We start from the raw sequence: 15,486 nt of genomic DNA, 5'->3' as shown, positions 1-15,486 counted from the left end.
TCGGCCCGGCCCCGGGCCCGAACGCCCAAGCCTCCATCATCCCCTGTCCCGAGGGCCCTCGACCACCCACCCCCCGACCCAAGCCGCGACGAACCGGAACGGGAAAGGCGCTCCGTGCCCGATCTGTGATCGAAAACTCGCCAAGATCTGTTCGAAGCACTGCTACCGTTCGGCAGCTCATCGTCTTTCCGGGGGGACTCGACGCCCATGACCGTACCCGCACCGGGCGCTGACGGCCCATCGCTCCGACCGCGCACCGCCGAGCACTACTCGGTCGCGCCCGTGCTGGACTCCCCCGAGGGCTACGTCGCCCCCGGCATGCCCGGCGTCCCGGTCACCGGCTACGACCCCGACACCCCCGCCGTCCCCCGCCGCACCCCCCGCCGCCGCACCGCCCTCGCCCTGCTCCTCGCCCCGCTCGCCGCCCTGCTCGGCGGCCTGGCCTACGGCTGCGCCCCGCTGCGCGCCGCCGACAGCCTCGGCTGGCTGACCATCGCCCAGGCCGGCCTCGTCGCCCTCCCCCTCGGCCTGCTCGGCGGCCGGAACCGCTTACTCCCGCCGCTCGGCGCCCTGCTCTCGGCCGGCGCCCTCCTCCTCGGCCAACTCACCCAACGACTCCGCATCGTGCACTCCGACGCCCCCACCCCCCACGGCCTCCTGCACGACACCCTCAGCTCCTGGCGAGCCGACCTACGCCCCCTCGACCTCGCCTTCTACACCATCGCCCTGATCGGCGGCTTCCTCCTCACCCGCCGCACCGCCAACCGCTCCTGACCCACAGTCCCCCCGCTTCGCCCCGCGCGCTCGCAACACCCCCCACCCCCTCGTGGGCGCACGGCCGCCGCCTCACGCGCCCACGCCCCACCTCCTCCTCCCCCCACCACCCGACCAGGCGAGAGGGACGCGCTGCGGGAGGGGCGGTGGAGGGGGTGGCCCGGAGAGGGGCGTGACGGGTGATTTTCAGACTGCCAACGGCGCCCAACCCCCCACCCACAGAGTCGGCAGTCGGAAAATCATCCAGCCCCCGGAGCGGCCACCCCCGGAACCGCCCCGGCCACCCACCCTCCCGAGAGCCCACCCCCACCCACAGAACCCCCACCCCCACAAACGCCCAGAGGCCCCCACCGGCAATCCGGCAGAGGCCTCCGTCCCCGCTTCAGCGAACTCCTCAGCGATGATCGAGCGCCGGGTTCACCGTCACCTCGACCCGCTGGAACTCCTTCAGCTCGGTGTACCCCGTGGTGGCCATCGCCCGCCGCAGCGCACCGAACAGGTTCATGGTGCCGTCGGGGGTGTGCGACGGCCCGGTCAGGATCTCCTCGGTGGTGCCGACCGTGCCGAGGTTCACCCGCTTGCCCCGCGGCAGCTCCTCGTGGACGGCCTCCATGCCCCAGTGGAAGCCCTTGCCCGGGGCGTCGGTGGCCCGGGCAAGCGCCGCACCGATCATCACCGCGTCGGCGCCGCAGGCGACCGCCTTGGGGATGTCGCCGCTGTAGCCGACGCCCCCGTCCGCGATCACGTGCACGTAGCGCCCGCCGGACTCGTCCATGTAGTCACGACGCGCCGCCGCCACGTCCGCGACCGCGGTGGCCATCGGCACCTGGATGCCCAGCACGTTGCGGGTGGTGTGGGCGGCGCCGCCGCCGAAGCCGACCAGCACACCGGCCGCGCCGGTCCGCATCAGGTGCAGCGCGGCGGTGTAGGTGGCGCAGCCGCCGACGATCACCGGAACGTCCAGCTCGTAGATGAACTGCTTGAGGTTGAGCGGCTCGGCGGCGCTGGAGACGTGCTCGGCCGAGACGGTGGTGCCGCGGATGACGAAGACGTCGACCCCGGCGTCGACGACGGCCTTGGAGAACTCGGCGGTGCGCTGCGGCGAGAGCGCGGCGGCGGTGACCACACCGGAGTCGCGGACCTCCTGGATCCGCTGCTTGATCAGCTCGGCGCGGATCGGCGCGGCGTAGATCTCCTGCAGACGGCGGGTCGCGGCGGCCTCGTCGGTGATCGCGGCGATCTCGTCGAGCAGCGGCTGCGGGTCCTCGTAGCGGGTCCACAGGCCCTCGAGGTTGAGCACGCCCAGACCGCCGAGGCGGCCGATGGCGATGGCCTGCTGCGGCGAGACCACGCTGTCCATCGGGGCGGCCAGGAACGGCAGCTCGAAGCGGTAGGCGTCGATCTGCCAGGCGATCGAGACCTCCTTCGGGTCACGCGTACGGCGGCTGGGGACGACGGCGATGTCGTCGAAGGCGTACGCCCGGCGGCCGCGCTTGCCTCGCCCGATCTCGATCTCAGTCACTTCGAGCCCTTCTGGTTTGTTGCTCCATGCCCGCCGGGTCACCCCGGCCGCCCCCAGTATCCCGTACTACCACCGGTGGCGCCCCGACGGCCCGCGCCCCGGACGCGCGGAGGGGCCCGCCGCTGCGGCGCAGCGGCGGGCCCCTCGGCCGATCGGTCCGTTCAGCGGGCCGAGTAGTTCGGCGCTTCGACGGTCATCTGGATGTCGTGCGGGTGGCTCTCCTTGAGGCCCGCCGCGGTGATCCGGACGAAGCGGCCCTTGCTCTCCATCTCGGCGATGGTGCCGGCGCCGACGTAGCCCATGGTCTGGCGCAGGCCGCCGACCAGCTGGTGCAGCACGGCCGCCAGCGGGCCGCGGTACTGCACCTGGCCCTCGATGCCCTCGGGGACGAGCTTGTCGTCCGAGGCGACCTCGGCCTGGAAGTAGCGGTCCTTGGAGTAGGAACGGCCCTGGCCGCGGGACTGCATGGCGCCCAGCGAGCCCATGCCGCGGTAGGACTTGAACTGCTTGCCGTTGATGAACAGCAGCTCGCCCGGGGACTCCTCGCAGCCGGCCAGCAGCGAGCCCAGCATCACGGTGTCGGCACCGGCGGCCAGCGCCTTGCCGATGTCGCCCGAGTACTGCAGGCCGCCGTCGCCGATGACCGGGATGCCGGCCGCCTGGCAGGCCTGGGCGGCCTCGTAGATGGCGGTGATCTGCGGGACGCCGATGCCGGCGACGACGCGGGTGGTGCAGATGGAGCCGGGGCCGACGCCGACCTTGACGCCGTCCACGCCGGCGTCGATCAGCGCCTGGGCGCCGTCCCGGGTGGCGACGTTGCCGCCGACCACGTCGACCCGGACGGCCGACTTGATCTTCTCGATCCAGGCCAGCGCGTTGTGGCTGTGGCCGTGCGAGGTGTCGACGACCAGGAAGTCCACGCCCGCCTCGACCAGGGCCTGGGCCCGGTCGAAGGCCTCGGCGCTGGCGCCGACCGCGGCGCCGACCAGCAGGCGGCCCTCGGCGTCCTTGGCCGCGTTCGGGTACTGCTCGGCCTTGACGAAGTCCTTGACGGTGATCAGGCCCTTGATCCGGCCCTCGTCGTCGACCAGCGGGAGCTTCTCGATCTTGTGGCGGCGCAGCAGCGCCATCGCGTCCTCGCCGGAGATGCCGACCTTGCCGGTGATCAGCGGCATCGGGGTCATGATCTCGCGGACCTGGCGGCTGCGGTCCGACTCGAAGGCCATGTCACGGTTGGTGACGATGCCGAGCAGCTTGCCGGCCTCATCGGCGATCGGCACGCCGGAGATGCGGAACTTGGCGCACAGCGCGTCGGCCTCGGCCAGCGTGGTGTCCGGGCCGACCGTGATCGGGTCGGTGACCATGCCGGACTCGGAGCGCTTCACCAGGTCGACCTGGTTGGCCTGGTCCTCGACCGACAGGTTGCGGTGCAGCACGCCGACGCCGCCCTGACGGGCCATCGCGATGGCCATCCGCGCCTCGGTGACCTTGTCCATCGCCGCGGACAGCAGCGGGATGTTGACGCGGACGTTCCGGGAGACCCGGGAGGAGGTGTCGACCTGGTTCGGCAGCACCTCGGAAGCCCCGGGCAGCAGCAGGACGTCATCGAACGTGAGCCCGAGCATGGCGAACTTCTCGGGTACGCCTGCGGCGTTGTAAGACATGTGGGGAGTACCTTCCGTGGCCGGCCTAATCCGCTCGCGCCCTGAGGGAAGGGCGCGTTGATCGCTCACTCGCGCAGACCGCCGAAAGCCGGGTGGGTTGGAGGAACCTCCAAGGGAACCCCGTGCGCACCCGCAAAACTTTGGCAACCTGCCCAGGCGCCGATACCCCATGGTACTGGCACCGCGAATGTGCCCTCGTGTGCCCTTGACAACAACCCCCCACCGCGGCTCATTCCGCCCGGTCGAGCAGCTCAAGGGCTCAGGACGACTCCTCGGCGAGCGCCCGCAGCCGGCTGAGCGCCCGGTGCTGGGCCACCCGGACGGCCCCCGGCGACATCCCGAGCACCTCGCCGGTCTCCTCCGCCGACAGCCCGGCGGCCACCCGTAGCAGCACCAGTTCGCGCTGACGGGCCGGCAGGTTGGAGAGCAGTTCCTTGGCCCAGGCCGCGTCGCTGCTGAGCAGCGCCCGCTCCTCCGGGCCGAGCGCCTCGTCCGGCACCTCCGGCAGGTCGTCCTGCGGCACCACGGTCGAGCCGGGCCCGCGCATCGCGGCCCGCTGCAGATCGGCGATCTTGTGCGCGGCGATGCCGTAGACGAAGGCCTCGAACGGCCGCCCCTGGTCCTTGTACCGGGGCAGCGCGCACAGCACCGCGACGCAGACCTCCTGGGCCACGTCGTCCACGTGGTGCCGGGCCCCGCCGGGCAGCCGGACCAGCTTGGCGCGGCAGTACCGCAGCGCGAGCGGGTGGACGTAGGCGAGCAGGGCGTCGATGGCCGGGCCCTCGCCGCGCACGGCGGCCGCGACCAGTTCGCCGACCAGGGGCGAGCCGCCCGTACCGAGCACCGGCGGGCGGCCCGGAGCGGCCTCGGCGCCGGGGGCGCCGGAATCCGCGTACGACGGGTCGTGGCCCGGGTCGGAGGGCTCGGCCTCCCCCGGGTCCGCCTGGCCGGCCACACCGGCGACGTCGTCGCGCATCGGTCCATGGTGCCTGGTCGACCAGGAAAACGCGGCACCGCGTCCGGAGTTGTGCACCGGAACGTTATGCGCTGCGGCACCGTGCGGCGTGCCGCGCACCACCGGCCCCTCCTGCACCGTGCCGCCTCCCGCCCCGCCGTCCGCCGAGTGTCCTGCGGCTGCGTGGTTCGCCGCAGTGCCTGTCCGCTGGTCCCCGAGGTGCTCCACTCCTCCATGGTGCAACCTCGGGACCGTAACGTCACACGCCCGTGCGGCGCCCGCTCCGGAATTCGACGGCGGCGCGCCCGGACCGGCGCCGCCGCCGCTGGTCAGCGGACCAGGCCCCAGCGGAAACCCAGCGCCACCGCGTGCGCACGGTCGGAGGCCCCGAGCTTCTTGAACAGCCGTCGGGCGTGGGTCTTCACGGTGTCCTCGGACAGGAACAGCTCGCGCCCGATCTCGGCGTTGCTGCGTCCGTGGCTCATGCCCTCCAGCACCTGGATCTCACGCGCCGTCAGGGTCGGCGCGGCGCCCATGTCGGGGCTGCGCAGCCGGCGCGGGGCGAGCCGCCAGGTCGGGTCGGCGAGGGCCTGGGTGACGGTGGCCCGCAGCTCGGCGCGCGAGGCGTCCTTGTGCAGGTACCCGCGGGCACCGGCGGCCACCGCGAGGGCGACGCCGTCGAGGTCCTCGGCGACGGTGAGCATGATGATCCGGGCGCCCGGGTCGGCGGACAGCAGCCGCCGCACCGTCTCGACCCCGCCGAGGCCGGGCATCCGGACGTCCATCAGGACGAGATCGGAGCGGTCGGCCACCCAGCGGCGGAGGACCTCCTCCCCGTTCGTCGCGGTGGTGACCCGGTCCACACCGGGTACGGTCGCGACCGCGCGGCGAAGCGCCTCGCGGGCGAGCGGGGAATCGTCGCAAACGAGAACGGAAGTCATGACCGTCGTCCTCCGCAGCTGATCCGCGTCACGTTGAGCCTCCTGGCTGGTACGAACCTCTCCGACACGGCCGATCGGCGACGGACTTCGCACTGATCGCCCCGACTTGCCCGCGATCGTTCCCGACGTCCGGCGCCCGCTAACCGCCTCCGCACTTCCAACGACCGTCACTCGAATGAGTTACGGCCTTCAGGCCATCCCCACCACTGTACGTGGCCAACCCATTACCGATCAGCCGCAGCGCGGTGCACACGCCGCACTTTTGCGCAGCTCGCGCGCGGTCGGCGTACCACCCGCACACCGGTGCGGCGTGTCGCGCGCCCCTCGGCCACCCGATTGCCACGCCCGGGCCCAACGAAAACCCTTGCCCACTTTGCCCGTTTTTATAGCTTTCTATGGTCATTGACTGTTGTGCCGGTGTGTGGGTGACTTGTCCATGGAGTTGCCTTAAGTCATATTTCCAGGTGTCCATACCAGTGCGGGACGCCCCGCCGGGCACCGCTCGGCAGCAGCCCGCCGACACGCCCGGACGCCGCCGACCGCCTCTGAAGGGAATGAGCCATGGCAGATTTCTCCCGTCTCCCCGGTCCCAACGCGGACCTCTGGGACTGGCAGCTCTCGGCAGCCTGCCGCGGCGTGGACAGCTCGCTCTTCTTCCACCCCGAGGGCGAGCGCGGGGCGGCGCGCAGTTCGCGCGAGGCCAGCGCCAAGGAGGTGTGCATGCGCTGTCCGGTGATCGCCGAGTGCGCCGCGCACGCCCTGGCGGTCCGTGAGCCGTACGGCGTCTGGGGCGGGATGACGGAGGACGAGCGCGAGGAGATGCTGGGCCGCTCGCGGCACCGCCTGGTGGAGGTCCCGCTGGCCCCGCCGGCGATCGCGCACCGTTAGACCCGCCCTCGCGGCGCGCCGTGGAGAAACGTTTCTTCGCGGCGCTTCAGGCCGCCACTACCCCCTCCGGGGGCACAAGGGCCCCCGTCGCCGACCGTCAGCGGTCGGCCGCCGCACCCGCCAGCCGCTCCTGCATCAGCGCGACGGCCGGCACCTCGGCCAGGTCCGGCAGGGTCAGCGCCACCACCTGGCGCACCGCCGGCACCCCGGAGGCCGTCCGCACCGGTACCGTCGACACGCCGTCAGGACGCACCGACTGCAGGGCCAGCCGGGGCAGCACCGCCACCCCGAGCCCGGCCGCCACCAGGCCGACCACCGCCGGGTAGTCGTCGGTCGCGAAGTCGATCCGGGGCTCGAAGCCCGCCCCCGCGCACAGCTCCACCAGGTGCCCCCGGCACTGCGGGCAGCCGGCGATCCACTGCTCCCCCGCCAGCTCGGCCAGCCCCACCGGACCGCCCCGCCCGGCCAGCGGGTGACCTGCGGGCAGCAGGCCCACCAGCGGGTCGTCCAGCAGCGGGGTGACCACCAGGTCGGACCAGTCGGTGCCGGCCGACAGCTGCTGCGCCTCCAGGTTCGCCTCGGCCCGCGCCTCGCGCGGCGAGCCGTGCGCGGGCGCCGGCACCGAAGTCGCGCCGTCGGACTGCGGGTAGCGGAAGGCCAGCGCGATCTCGCACTCGCCGCCGCGCAGCATCGCCAGCGACTCCGGCGGCTCGGCCTCGACCAGCGACACGCGCACCCCCGGATGGCTGTCCCGCAGGCGGGCGACCGCGGGCGGCACCAGGGTGGAACTCGCGGTCGGGAAGGAGACCAGCCGCACCCGCCCGGCCCGCAGCCCGGCGATCGCGGCGACCTCCTCCTCGGCGGCGGAGAGCCCGGCCAGGATTCCGGTGGCATGCTTGAGCAGGACCCGCCCGGCCTCACTGAGCTGCATCCCGCGGCCCGAGCGGACCACCAGCGGGGTGTCCACCGACTTCTCCAGGGCCTTCATCTGCTGGCTGATGGCAGGCTGCGTACACCCCAGCTCGCGGGCGGCGGCGGAGAAGGAGCCGGTGCGGGCGACGGCACGCAGGACGCGCAGATGGCGGGCCTCGATCATGCCTTAGTTATAAGGCAATCTTTGGATTCTGCAAAATTCTACTGATAGTTGAAGCCTCAAGCGGGCCCGAGCGCCCCGGAGGCGAGCGGGCGAGTAACAACCGGAGGCCCGGCCCGACTCCCTGCGGGAGCGGACCGGGCCTCCGGTCAGGTGCTGTGGCCTCAGTGCGAGTGGCCGTGGCCGCCGTGCGAGTGGCCGGCCTCGGCCTCCTCCTCCTTCTTCTCCACCACGAGGGTCTCGGTGGTGAGCAGCAGGGAGGCGATCGAGGCGGCGTTCTCCAGGGCGGAGCGGGTGACCTTGACCGGGTCGATGACGCCGGCCTTCACCAGGTCGCCGTACTCGCCGGTGGCGGCGTTGTAGCCCTGGCCGATCTCCAGCTCGGAGACCTTGGAGGTGATGACGTAGCCCTCCAGGCCGGCGTTCTGGGCGATCCAGCGCAGCGGCTCGTGCAGCGCCTTGCGGACCACCGCGACACCGGTGGCCTCGTCGCCCGACAGGCCCAGGCCGTCGTTCAGCACCTTGGCGGCGTGGACCAGGGAGGCGCCACCGCCGGCGACGATGCCCTCCTCGACCGCGGCGCGGGTCGCCGAGATGGCGTCCTCCAGGCGGTGCTTGCGCTCCTTCAGCTCCACCTCGGTGGCGGCGCCGACCTTGATGACGCAGACGCCGCCGGCCAGCTTGGCCAGGCGCTCCTGCAGCTTCTCGCGGTCCCAGTCGGAGTCGGTCGCGGCGATCTCGCCCTTGATCTGGGCGACGCGGCCGGCCACGGCCTCGGTGTCACCGGCACCGTCGACGATGGTGGTGTCGTCCTTGGTGATGGTCACGCGGCGGGCGGTGCCCAGCACGTCCAGACCGGCCTGGTCGAGCTTGAGGCCGACCTCCTCGGAGATGACCGTGCCGCCGGTCAGGACGGCCAGGTCGCCGAGGATCGCCTTGCGGCGGTCGCCGAAGCCCGGGGCCTTGACGGCGACGGCGTTGAAGGTGCCGCGGATCTTGTTCACGACCAGGGTCGACAGCGCCTCGCCGTCGACGTCCTCGGCGATGATCAGCAGCGGCTTGGAGGCACCGCTCTGCAGGATCTTCTCCAGCAGCGGCAGCAACTCCTGGATGGAGGAGATCTTGCCCTGGTTGATCAGGATGTACGGGTCCTCGAGGACCGCCTCCTGGCGCTCCGCGTCGGTGACGAAGTACGGCGACAGGTAGCCCTTGTCGAACTGCATGCCCTCGGTGAAGTCCAGCTCCACGCCGAAGGTGTTCGACTCCTCGACGGTGATGACACCGTCCTTGCCGACCTTGTCGATCGCCTCGGCGATCAGCTCGCCGACCTGGGTGTCCTGCGCGGAGAGGGACGCGACGGCGGCGACGTCGTCCTTGCCCTCGATCTCGCGGGCGACGGACAGCAGGTGCTCGGAGACGGCGGCGACGGCCTTGTCGATGCCCTTCTTCAGGGCGGCGGGACCGGCGCCGGCGGCGACGTTGCGCAGACCCTCGTTGACCAGTGCCTGGGCCAGCACGGTGGCGGTGGTGGTGCCGTCACCCGCGACGTCGTTGGTCTTGGTGGCGACCTCCTTGACGAGCTGCGCGCCAAGGTTCTCGTACGGGTCGTCCAGCTCGACCTCACGGGCGATGGTGACGCCGTCGTTGGTGATGGTCGGGGCGCCGAACTTCTTGTCGATGACGACGTTGCGGCCCTTGGGGCCGATGGTCACCTTGACGGTGTCGGCCAGCTTGTTGACACCGCGCTCCAGCGAGCGGCGGGCGTCCTCGTCGAACTGCAGGATCTTCGCCATGTTCCCTATTCCCTCGGGGCTGCGGCCGGACCACCGGCCGCCGAACTACGTGAACCAACAACCACGCCCCGGGCCCCTGTCACTTGGGACACGGATCCGGGGCGGGTCGGAACGACTGACTTCTCGATGCCGCGTTACTTCTCGATGATGGCGAGAACGTCGCGGGCCGAGAGGACGAGGTACTCCTCGCCCTGGTACTTCACCTCGGTGCCGCCGTACTTCGAGTACAGGACGATGTCACCCACGGCGACGTCGAGCGGCAGACGCTGGCCGTCCTCGAAGCGGCCCGGGCCGACGGCCAGGACGACGCCCTCCTGGGGCTTCTCCTTGGCGGTGTCCGGGATAACCAGGCCGGAGGCCGTGGTGGTCTCGGCGTCGAGCGGCTGGACCACGATGCGGTCCTCGAGCGGCTTGATGGCAACCTTGCTGCTGGTGGTCACGTCCGAGCTCCCCTTCGGAGATTACGGGGTTTTCTAACGGGTAGGGGCGAACCTGCGGGCCTGCCGTCGCGGGGGTCAGACACACGTCTTCGCGTTAGCACTCCCCCAGTGGGGAGTGCCAAGGACGACCATAGGCCGCGGTTAGCACTCAGTCAACCAGAGTGCCAACGGCGCGCCCGGCGGACTCGGGTCGGGGATGAGTAGCCGCACTCATGTGCGACTCGGCGGCCCGGGGCAAGACTCCTGACATGACATCGATTCCGATGCGCGTCGGCCCGTCCCGGCTCAAGGACGCGTCCCTCGCCCTGCTGGCGCTGCCCCTGCTCGGCGTCGTGCTGCCGTTCGCCGTCTTCTACTTCACCCTCTGCCTCGGCAGCGGTCCCGGCGCCGGGGACGACGGGGACGGGCGCATCTGGGCCTTCCTGGGCATCGGGATGATCGCCGGCCCGGTGGCCGCCCTCGTGGCGAGCATCGTCGTGGTCGTGCGCAGCTGGCGGTCCGGCTACCGGTTCCTGACGGTCGCCGCCGCGATCTCGCCGTTCGGGCCCGCGGTCCTCGCCTCGGGTGTCCTGTGGCGGTGAACCGGCCGCCGGGGTTCCGGTCGGCCGGCCGCCGCCACATCCGCTGAGCGGTCAGAATGACCTCGTGGACACCGAGAACCTCCAGCCCCTGCTGACCCCCGAGGGTCAGGCCCTGCTCACCGAGCTGCGCGAGTTCGCCCCCGAGGAGGAGCTGGCGCTGGCCACCCGGCTGCGGCGGGAGCACCCGGCGGAGCTGGTGTCGGCGGCGTTCGGGCAGGCGCGGCTGCGGCAGCGGGCGCGGGCGAAGTTCGGGGCGGACGCCGACCTGATGTACTTCACGCCCAACGGCGTCGAGCAGTCCACCCGGCGCAGCGTGGCCGAGTGGCGGGCGCGCCGCTTCGCCGAGTTGGGCGTACGGCGGCTGGCGGACCTGTGCTGCGGCATCGGCGGGGACGTGCTGGCGCTGGCCCGGGCCGGGATCCAGGTGCTGGCCGTCGACAAGGACCCGGCGGCCTGCGCCGCCACCGCGGCGAACGCCGCCGCGCTGGGCCTGGCCGAGCTGGTCGAGGTGGTCTGCGCGGACGTCGCCGAGGTGGACGTGACCGGCTACGACGCGGTGTTCACCGACCCGGCCCGGCGCACCTCGCGCGGCCGGGTGTTCGATCCGGAGGCGTACGCGCCGCCGCTCTCCTGGGCGATCGAGGCCGGGCGGCGGACCCCGATCGGCGCCCTGAAGGTCGCCCCGGGCATCCCGCACGAGGCCGTCCCGGCGGACGCCGAGGCCGAGTGGGTCTCCGACCACGGGGACGTCAAGGAGGCGGTGCTCTGGTTCGGCACCGGGGCCGCCCGCCCGCACCGCGCCACCCTGCTGCCGCAGGCCGCCAGCCTGACCGGCGGCGACCTGCCCGACCCGCCGGCCGGCCCGGTCGGGCGGTACCTGTACGAGCCGGACGGCGCGGTGATCCGGGCGCACCTGGTGGCCGAGGTGGCCGAGCAGGTCGGCGGCCGGCTGATCGACCCGAAGATCGCCTACCTGACCTCGGACCGGCTGGTGGCCACCCCGTACGCGCACGCCTTCGAGCTCACCGACGTGCTGCCCTTCCACATCAAGAAGCTGAAGGCGCTGCTGCGCGAGCGCGGGGTCGGCACGGTGGTGATCAAGAAGCGCGGGATGGCGATCACCCCGGAGGAGCTGCGCCGTCAGCTCAAGCCCTCCGGGCCGAACACCGTCACGGTGATCCTCAGCCGCACCGACCACGGGCCGCTGATGATGCTGGGCCGACCCGTCCAGGCCGTCTAGGAAGCCGGCGGCTGGATGTAGTCGTCCAGCCGGGCCACCGCGAAGCCCTGCTCCTGGATCCGGGCCAGCAGGTCCCCGAACATCTGGGTCATCGTGGCGCCCTTGAGCTCCTTGGGGCCGCGGAAGTGCGCCAGGATGATGTCGCCGGGCTTCAGCTTCTTGTCCCCGGTCTGGTACTGCATGTCGTGGATCTGCATCGACTCGCGCCAGAGCACGATCGCGCGCGGGCCGCACTGCTGCACCGAGTTGTTGAGCGTCGGGGTGTTGGCGCCGTCGCCGAACGGCGGGCGGAACAGCAGCGGGGCGGTGCCGTACTGCTGGGTGAGCGCGGCCTGGTCGTCGCAGATCTCGGACTTCTGCTTGTCCGGCGGGAGCTTGCTCATCACCGGGTGGGTGACGGTGTGGTTCTGGATGTGGTTGCCGAGCGCCTGGAGCGGCTTGAAGTAGCCGTAGTCGTTCTTGACGATGTCCTTGGTCAGGAACATCGTGATCGGCACCTTGAGGTCGGTCAGCATCTCGACGAACTTCGGGTCCTTCTCGGCGCCGTCGTCGATGGTGATGAAGACGACCTTGTCGGTGGTCTTCACGTCGCTGAACACCGGTACGGTGCCGGTGCGTTCGAGCTTGATGGGCTTGTCGGCGGGCGGCGCGGGGGCCGGGGCCAGCGGCTTGAGGTTCCACTTCGCCCAGGCCGCGGCGTCGCCCTCGGCCGGGGCCGCATCGGGCGTGGTGGCCGCGGCGGTCGGCGCGCCGCCGACGGCGGCGGGCCGGGGCTCCGCCGCCGCGGTCGTGGTCGCGGCCGGTGCGGCACCGCCGCCGTCGCCGCACGCGGTGGCGAAGGCCAGCAGGGCCAGCGCCCCCGCCGTGTACGTCCTGGTCCTGTTCCGCCCGTCCCTGTTCACCGCACCGCGCTCCCGGTCCCGTCCAGCTTTCTCTCAGCTATGCACGGTAGCGGTCGCGGCGGCGGTTCCCGACCACCGTCTACTCGACGTGTTCGCTGGTGAAGGACCAGCGGTGCACCGGGCGGCCGAGCAGCTCGGCCGGCGGGTCGGCGATCACTGCGAACATTTCGGATCGGGGGGGCTCGCCGCTCCACCAGGTGATCAGCAGCACCCGCTCACCGGGCGCGGAGAACAGCTCGGTCCGCACCAGCCCGGCCGCGCCGCGCACCGCGGGCAGCGCGAACTCCCGTATCCAGGCGGCGAGTTCGGCCCCGCGACCGTCCGCCGCCCGGGCCTCCCACATCGCGGCGACGGTCACGCGGCGCCACCGCCGAGGGCGTGGTAGGCCTGACCGTGGACGTCGCCGTGTTCGATCACCGCGGCCGGCACGTGGACGTCGGTGACGGGCAGCGAGGAGTCCGCCGACAGGTCGAAGGCGGAGGGGGCGCGGTCGCGCCACACCATCTCGGAGCCCAGCGCCGCCACCATCGCGCCGTTGTCGGTGCACAGGCCCGGCCGGGGCACCCGCAGCCGGATGCCGGCCCGGTCGCAGCGCTGCTGGGCCATCTCGCGCAGCCGGGAGTTGGCCGCGACGCCGCCGCCGATCATCAGGTGGTCGACGCCGTTGTCCTTGCACGCCTTGACGGCCTTGCGGGTGAGCACGTCGGTGACCGCCTCCTGGAAGGAGGCCGCGACGTCGGCGATCGGCACCTCCTCGCCGGCCCGGCGCTTGGCCTCCACCCAGCGGGCGACGGCGGTCTTCAGACCGGAGAAGGAGAAGTCGTACTCGGGGTCGTTCCTCCCGCTCAGGCCGCGCGGGAACTGGATCGCCTTGGGGTCGCCCTCGCGGGCCGTCCGGTCGACGATCGGGCCGCCCGGGAAGCCCAGGCCGAGCACCCGGGCGACCTTGTCGAAGGCCTCGCCGGCCGCGTCGTCGATGGTCGCGCCGAGCGGACGGACGTCCGTGGTGATGTCCTCGCTGAGCAGCAGCGAGGAGTGCCCGCCGGAGACCAGCAGGGCCATCGTCGGCGAGGGCAGTCGGCCGTGCTCCAGCTGGTCGACGCAGATGTGCGAGGCGAGGTGGTTGACCCCGTACAGCGGCTTGTCCAGCGCCCAGGCGTACGCCTTCGCCGCGCTGACGCCGACCAGCAGCGCGCCGGCCAGGCCGGGGCCGGCGGTGACGGCGATGCCGTCCAGGTCGCTGGCCTTGATCCCGGCGGTGTCCAGGGCGCGCTGGATGGTCGGGACCATCGCCTCCAGGTGGGCGCGGCTGGCGATCTCCGGGACGACGCCGCCGAAGCGGGCGTGGTCGTTGACGCTGGAGGCGACCGCGTCGGCCAGCAACGTGGTGCCGCGCACGATGCCGACGCCGGTCTCGTCGCAGGAGGTCTCGATGCCGAGGACGAGCGGTTCGTCAGCCATGGCGGGTGTCCTCAATGTCCTTCGGGTCGGTGCTGTCGGTGCTGGGGTGGTCGAGGCGCATCACCAGCGCGTCGATGTTGGCGGGCTGGTAGTAGCCGCGCCGGATGCCCACCGGTTCGAAGCCGTGGCGCTCGTACAGCCGCTGGGCGCGCTGGTTGTCCACCCGCACCTCCAGCAGCAGGTCGGCGCAGCCGCGCCGGGCGGCCTCGTGGATCAGGTCGGTGAGCAGCGCCGTGCCGAGGCCGGCGCCCTGGTGGCGCTCGTCGACGGCGATGGTCTGGACGTCGCCCTCGCCGGCGACGGCCATCAGACCGGCGTAGCCGACGATCGTGCCGTCCGCGGCGGTGGCGACCGAGTAGTGGCGGGTGCCGCCGGGGTGGGCCTCGGCGAGCTCGGACCAGAACATCCCGCGGGACCAGGCGTCCTCGGGGAACAGCCTGAGCTCCAGGTCCATCACCGGCTCGATGTCCCACCAGCGCATCGGGCGCAGGGCGGTGCCGTGGTTCACGCCGGGAGCACCGCCTTGCCCCCCAGAACGGTCTTGTAGGCAGCCGGGACCTGGGCGTCCGGGCGGCGCAGGTACAGCGGCACGTTCGGCAGCAGCTCCCGCCCGGCGGCCAGCTCGGCGGCGGCGAAGCCGGCCAGGGCGCCGGCCGAGACGTGCTCGGGGCCGTAGGCGCCCGGGAAGGCGTCGGGGTAGAGCACCGCGCCGGCGCCGACCGAGCGGGCCGCGGGCGTCAGCTCGGCCGGGCGGTCCACGCCGGGGCCCTCGGTGCGGCTGCCGTCGGCGTCGTACGAGGCCCAGTAGACCTCCTTGCGGCGCGCGTCGGTGGCGACGGTGAACGGTTGCCCGGCCAGGCCCTCGGCGCGGGCCTGGAAGGCGATCGCGTCCAGGGTGCAGACACCGTGCACCGGCAGCCCGAGCGCGTGGCCGAGCGCGGCGGCCGTCACCAGACCGACCCGCAGGCCGGTGTACGGGCCCGGGCCGACGCCGACCGCGATGCCGGTGAGCTGGTGCTTGTCCACCCCGGCGGCCCGCAGGACCCGGTCGATCGCGGGCAGCAGCAGTTCGCCGTGGCGCCTGGCGTCGACCTGGTGGGTCTCGGCGAGGACGGCCGTGCCGTCGTGGACGGCGGCGGTGACGGCGGGGGTAGCGGTGTCGAACGCGAGCAGCAGCACGGAGTCAAGGTTAGACCGACGTTGGGCCGACCGGCCGATCGAGCTGGTGTCCC

Annotated in this window: 16 protein-coding genes; 4 read left to right on the top strand and 12 right to left on the bottom strand. The window is 72.5% G+C overall.

Annotation, left to right across the window (positions count from 1 at the left end; translation table 11 throughout):
- The first annotated feature begins 207 nt into the window (after positions 1-207).
- The gene (locus O1G21_RS23125; protein ID WP_270146503.1) at positions 208-774 is read left to right on the top strand and encodes a hypothetical protein; all 567 of its coding nucleotides are present in this window, start codon (positions 208-210) and stop codon (positions 772-774) included.
- Between the two features lie 394 nt (positions 775-1,168).
- On the opposite strand, the gene O1G21_RS23120 is transcribed toward O1G21_RS23125, so the two are convergent.
- From O1G21_RS23120 to O1G21_RS23105, 4 genes are all read right to left on the bottom strand, one after another.
- Complete coding sequence (locus O1G21_RS23120; protein ID WP_270146502.1) at positions 1,169-2,296, bottom strand: GuaB3 family IMP dehydrogenase-related protein; 1,128 nt, start codon at positions 2,294-2,296, stop codon at positions 1,169-1,171.
- Between the two features lie 161 nt (positions 2,297-2,457).
- A complete protein-coding gene (gene guaB, locus O1G21_RS23115) occupies positions 2,458-3,960 on the bottom strand; it encodes an IMP dehydrogenase (RefSeq protein WP_270146501.1) in 1,503 nt (500 codons plus the stop codon).
- A 259-nt stretch (positions 3,961-4,219) separates the two neighbouring features.
- Positions 4,220-4,936 (bottom strand): RNA polymerase sigma factor ShbA, encoded by a 717-nt coding sequence (shbA, locus tag O1G21_RS23110; protein WP_333493490.1) that lies wholly within the window; start codon positions 4,934-4,936, stop codon positions 4,220-4,222.
- 308 nt (positions 4,937-5,244) lie between these two features.
- Positions 5,245-5,856 carry a response regulator transcription factor gene (locus tag O1G21_RS23105; RefSeq protein ID WP_014136228.1) on the bottom strand — a complete coding sequence of 204 codons (612 nt, stop codon included), beginning with the start codon at positions 5,854-5,856 and terminating at the stop codon, positions 5,245-5,247.
- Between the two features lie 561 nt (positions 5,857-6,417).
- On the opposite strand from O1G21_RS23105, the gene O1G21_RS23100 reads away from it, so the two are divergent.
- Positions 6,418-6,744 (top strand): WhiB family transcriptional regulator, encoded by a 327-nt coding sequence (locus O1G21_RS23100; RefSeq protein WP_270146499.1) that lies wholly within the window; start codon positions 6,418-6,420, stop codon positions 6,742-6,744.
- A 97-nt stretch (positions 6,745-6,841) separates the two neighbouring features.
- Here O1G21_RS23100 and O1G21_RS23095 read toward each other — a convergent pair whose 3' ends face one another.
- The 3 genes from O1G21_RS23095 to groES form a co-directional block, all read right to left on the bottom strand.
- Positions 6,842-7,840, bottom strand: a complete 999-nt coding sequence (locus tag O1G21_RS23095; protein ID WP_270146498.1) for a LysR family transcriptional regulator — start codon at positions 7,838-7,840, stop codon at positions 6,842-6,844.
- Positions 7,841-8,001: 161 nt separating this feature from the next.
- Complete coding sequence (groL, locus tag O1G21_RS23090; RefSeq protein ID WP_270146497.1) at positions 8,002-9,630, bottom strand: chaperonin GroEL; 1,629 nt, start codon at positions 9,628-9,630, stop codon at positions 8,002-8,004.
- Positions 9,631-9,764: 134 nt separating this feature from the next.
- Positions 9,765-10,070: a co-chaperone GroES gene (gene groES / locus O1G21_RS23085; protein WP_014136232.1), complete on the bottom strand. Its 306-nt coding sequence runs from the start codon at positions 10,068-10,070 to the stop codon at positions 9,765-9,767.
- A 248-nt stretch (positions 10,071-10,318) separates the two neighbouring features.
- On the opposite strand from groES, the gene O1G21_RS23080 reads away from it, so the two are divergent.
- A complete protein-coding gene (locus tag O1G21_RS23080) occupies positions 10,319-10,651 on the top strand; it encodes a hypothetical protein (protein ID WP_270146496.1) in 333 nt (110 codons plus the stop codon).
- Positions 10,652-10,715: 64 nt separating this feature from the next.
- A complete protein-coding gene (locus tag O1G21_RS23075) occupies positions 10,716-11,891 on the top strand; it encodes a class I SAM-dependent methyltransferase (RefSeq protein WP_270146495.1) in 1,176 nt (391 codons plus the stop codon).
- On the opposite strand, the gene O1G21_RS23070 is transcribed toward O1G21_RS23075, so the two are convergent.
- The 5 genes from O1G21_RS23070 to tsaB all read right to left on the bottom strand — a co-directional run bounded on the left by O1G21_RS23070 (position 11,888) and on the right by tsaB (position 15,433).
- Entirely contained in the window at positions 11,888-12,793 is a 906-nt protein-coding gene (locus tag O1G21_RS23070; RefSeq protein WP_270146494.1) for a polysaccharide deacetylase family protein, read from the bottom strand. The two genes, O1G21_RS23075 and O1G21_RS23070, sit on opposite strands and share 4 nt — an antisense overlap.
- A gap of 79 nt (positions 12,794-12,872) precedes the next feature.
- Complete coding sequence (locus O1G21_RS23065; protein WP_270146493.1) at positions 12,873-13,151, bottom strand: hypothetical protein; 279 nt, start codon at positions 13,149-13,151, stop codon at positions 12,873-12,875.
- Complete coding sequence (gene tsaD, locus O1G21_RS23060; RefSeq protein WP_270146492.1) at positions 13,148-14,254, bottom strand: tRNA (adenosine(37)-N6)-threonylcarbamoyltransferase complex transferase subunit TsaD; 1,107 nt, start codon at positions 14,252-14,254, stop codon at positions 13,148-13,150. The genes O1G21_RS23065 and tsaD overlap by 4 nt, the downstream gene beginning before the upstream one ends.
- Positions 14,247-14,735, bottom strand: a complete 489-nt coding sequence (rimI, locus tag O1G21_RS23055; protein ID WP_270151192.1) for a ribosomal protein S18-alanine N-acetyltransferase — start codon at positions 14,733-14,735, stop codon at positions 14,247-14,249. Before rimI ends, tsaD begins: the two co-directional genes overlap by 8 nt.
- Before the next feature lie 23 nt (positions 14,736-14,758).
- Positions 14,759-15,433: a tRNA (adenosine(37)-N6)-threonylcarbamoyltransferase complex dimerization subunit type 1 TsaB gene (tsaB, locus tag O1G21_RS23050; protein ID WP_270146491.1), complete on the bottom strand. Its 675-nt coding sequence runs from the start codon at positions 15,431-15,433 to the stop codon at positions 14,759-14,761.
- Positions 15,434-15,486 lie beyond the last annotated feature (53 nt).

Origin of the sequence: Kitasatospora cathayae (assembly GCF_027627435.1) — a bacterium.
In the GTDB taxonomy this organism is placed as follows: domain Bacteria; phylum Actinomycetota; class Actinomycetes; order Streptomycetales; family Streptomycetaceae; genus Kitasatospora; species Kitasatospora cathayae.
The sequence above is the reverse complement of the archived record's forward strand: the minus strand, read 5'-3'. Positions and strand labels throughout refer to the sequence as shown.

What these genes read in the sequence shown, in the direction of transcription:
- O1G21_RS23100 (WP_270146499.1), top strand. Translation starts at nt 6,418, where the DNA reads ATGGCAGATTTCTCCCGTCTCCCCGGTCCCAACGCGGACCTCTGGGAC.
- O1G21_RS23105 (WP_014136228.1), bottom strand. Translation starts at nt 5,856, where the DNA reads ATGACTTCCGTTCTCGTTTGCGACGATTCCCCGCTCGCCCGCGAGGCG.
- shbA (WP_333493490.1), bottom strand. Translation starts at nt 4,936, where the DNA reads ATGCGCGACGACGTCGCCGGTGTGGCCGGCCAGGCGGACCCGGGGGAG.
- tsaD (WP_270146492.1), bottom strand. Translation starts at nt 14,254, where the DNA reads ATGGCTGACGAACCGCTCGTCCTCGGCATCGAGACCTCCTGCGACGAG.
- rimI (WP_270151192.1), bottom strand. Translation starts at nt 14,735, where the DNA reads ATGCGCTGGTGGGACATCGAGCCGGTGATGGACCTGGAGCTCAGGCTG.
- groL (WP_270146497.1), bottom strand. Translation starts at nt 9,630, where the DNA reads ATGGCGAAGATCCTGCAGTTCGACGAGGACGCCCGCCGCTCGCTGGAG.
- O1G21_RS23125 (WP_270146503.1), top strand. Translation starts at nt 208, where the DNA reads ATGACCGTACCCGCACCGGGCGCTGACGGCCCATCGCTCCGACCGCGC.
- O1G21_RS23080 (WP_270146496.1), top strand. Translation starts at nt 10,319, where the DNA reads ATGACATCGATTCCGATGCGCGTCGGCCCGTCCCGGCTCAAGGACGCG.
- guaB (WP_270146501.1), bottom strand. Translation starts at nt 3,960, where the DNA reads ATGTCTTACAACGCCGCAGGCGTACCCGAGAAGTTCGCCATGCTCGGG.
- O1G21_RS23095 (WP_270146498.1), bottom strand. Translation starts at nt 7,840, where the DNA reads ATGATCGAGGCCCGCCATCTGCGCGTCCTGCGTGCCGTCGCCCGCACC.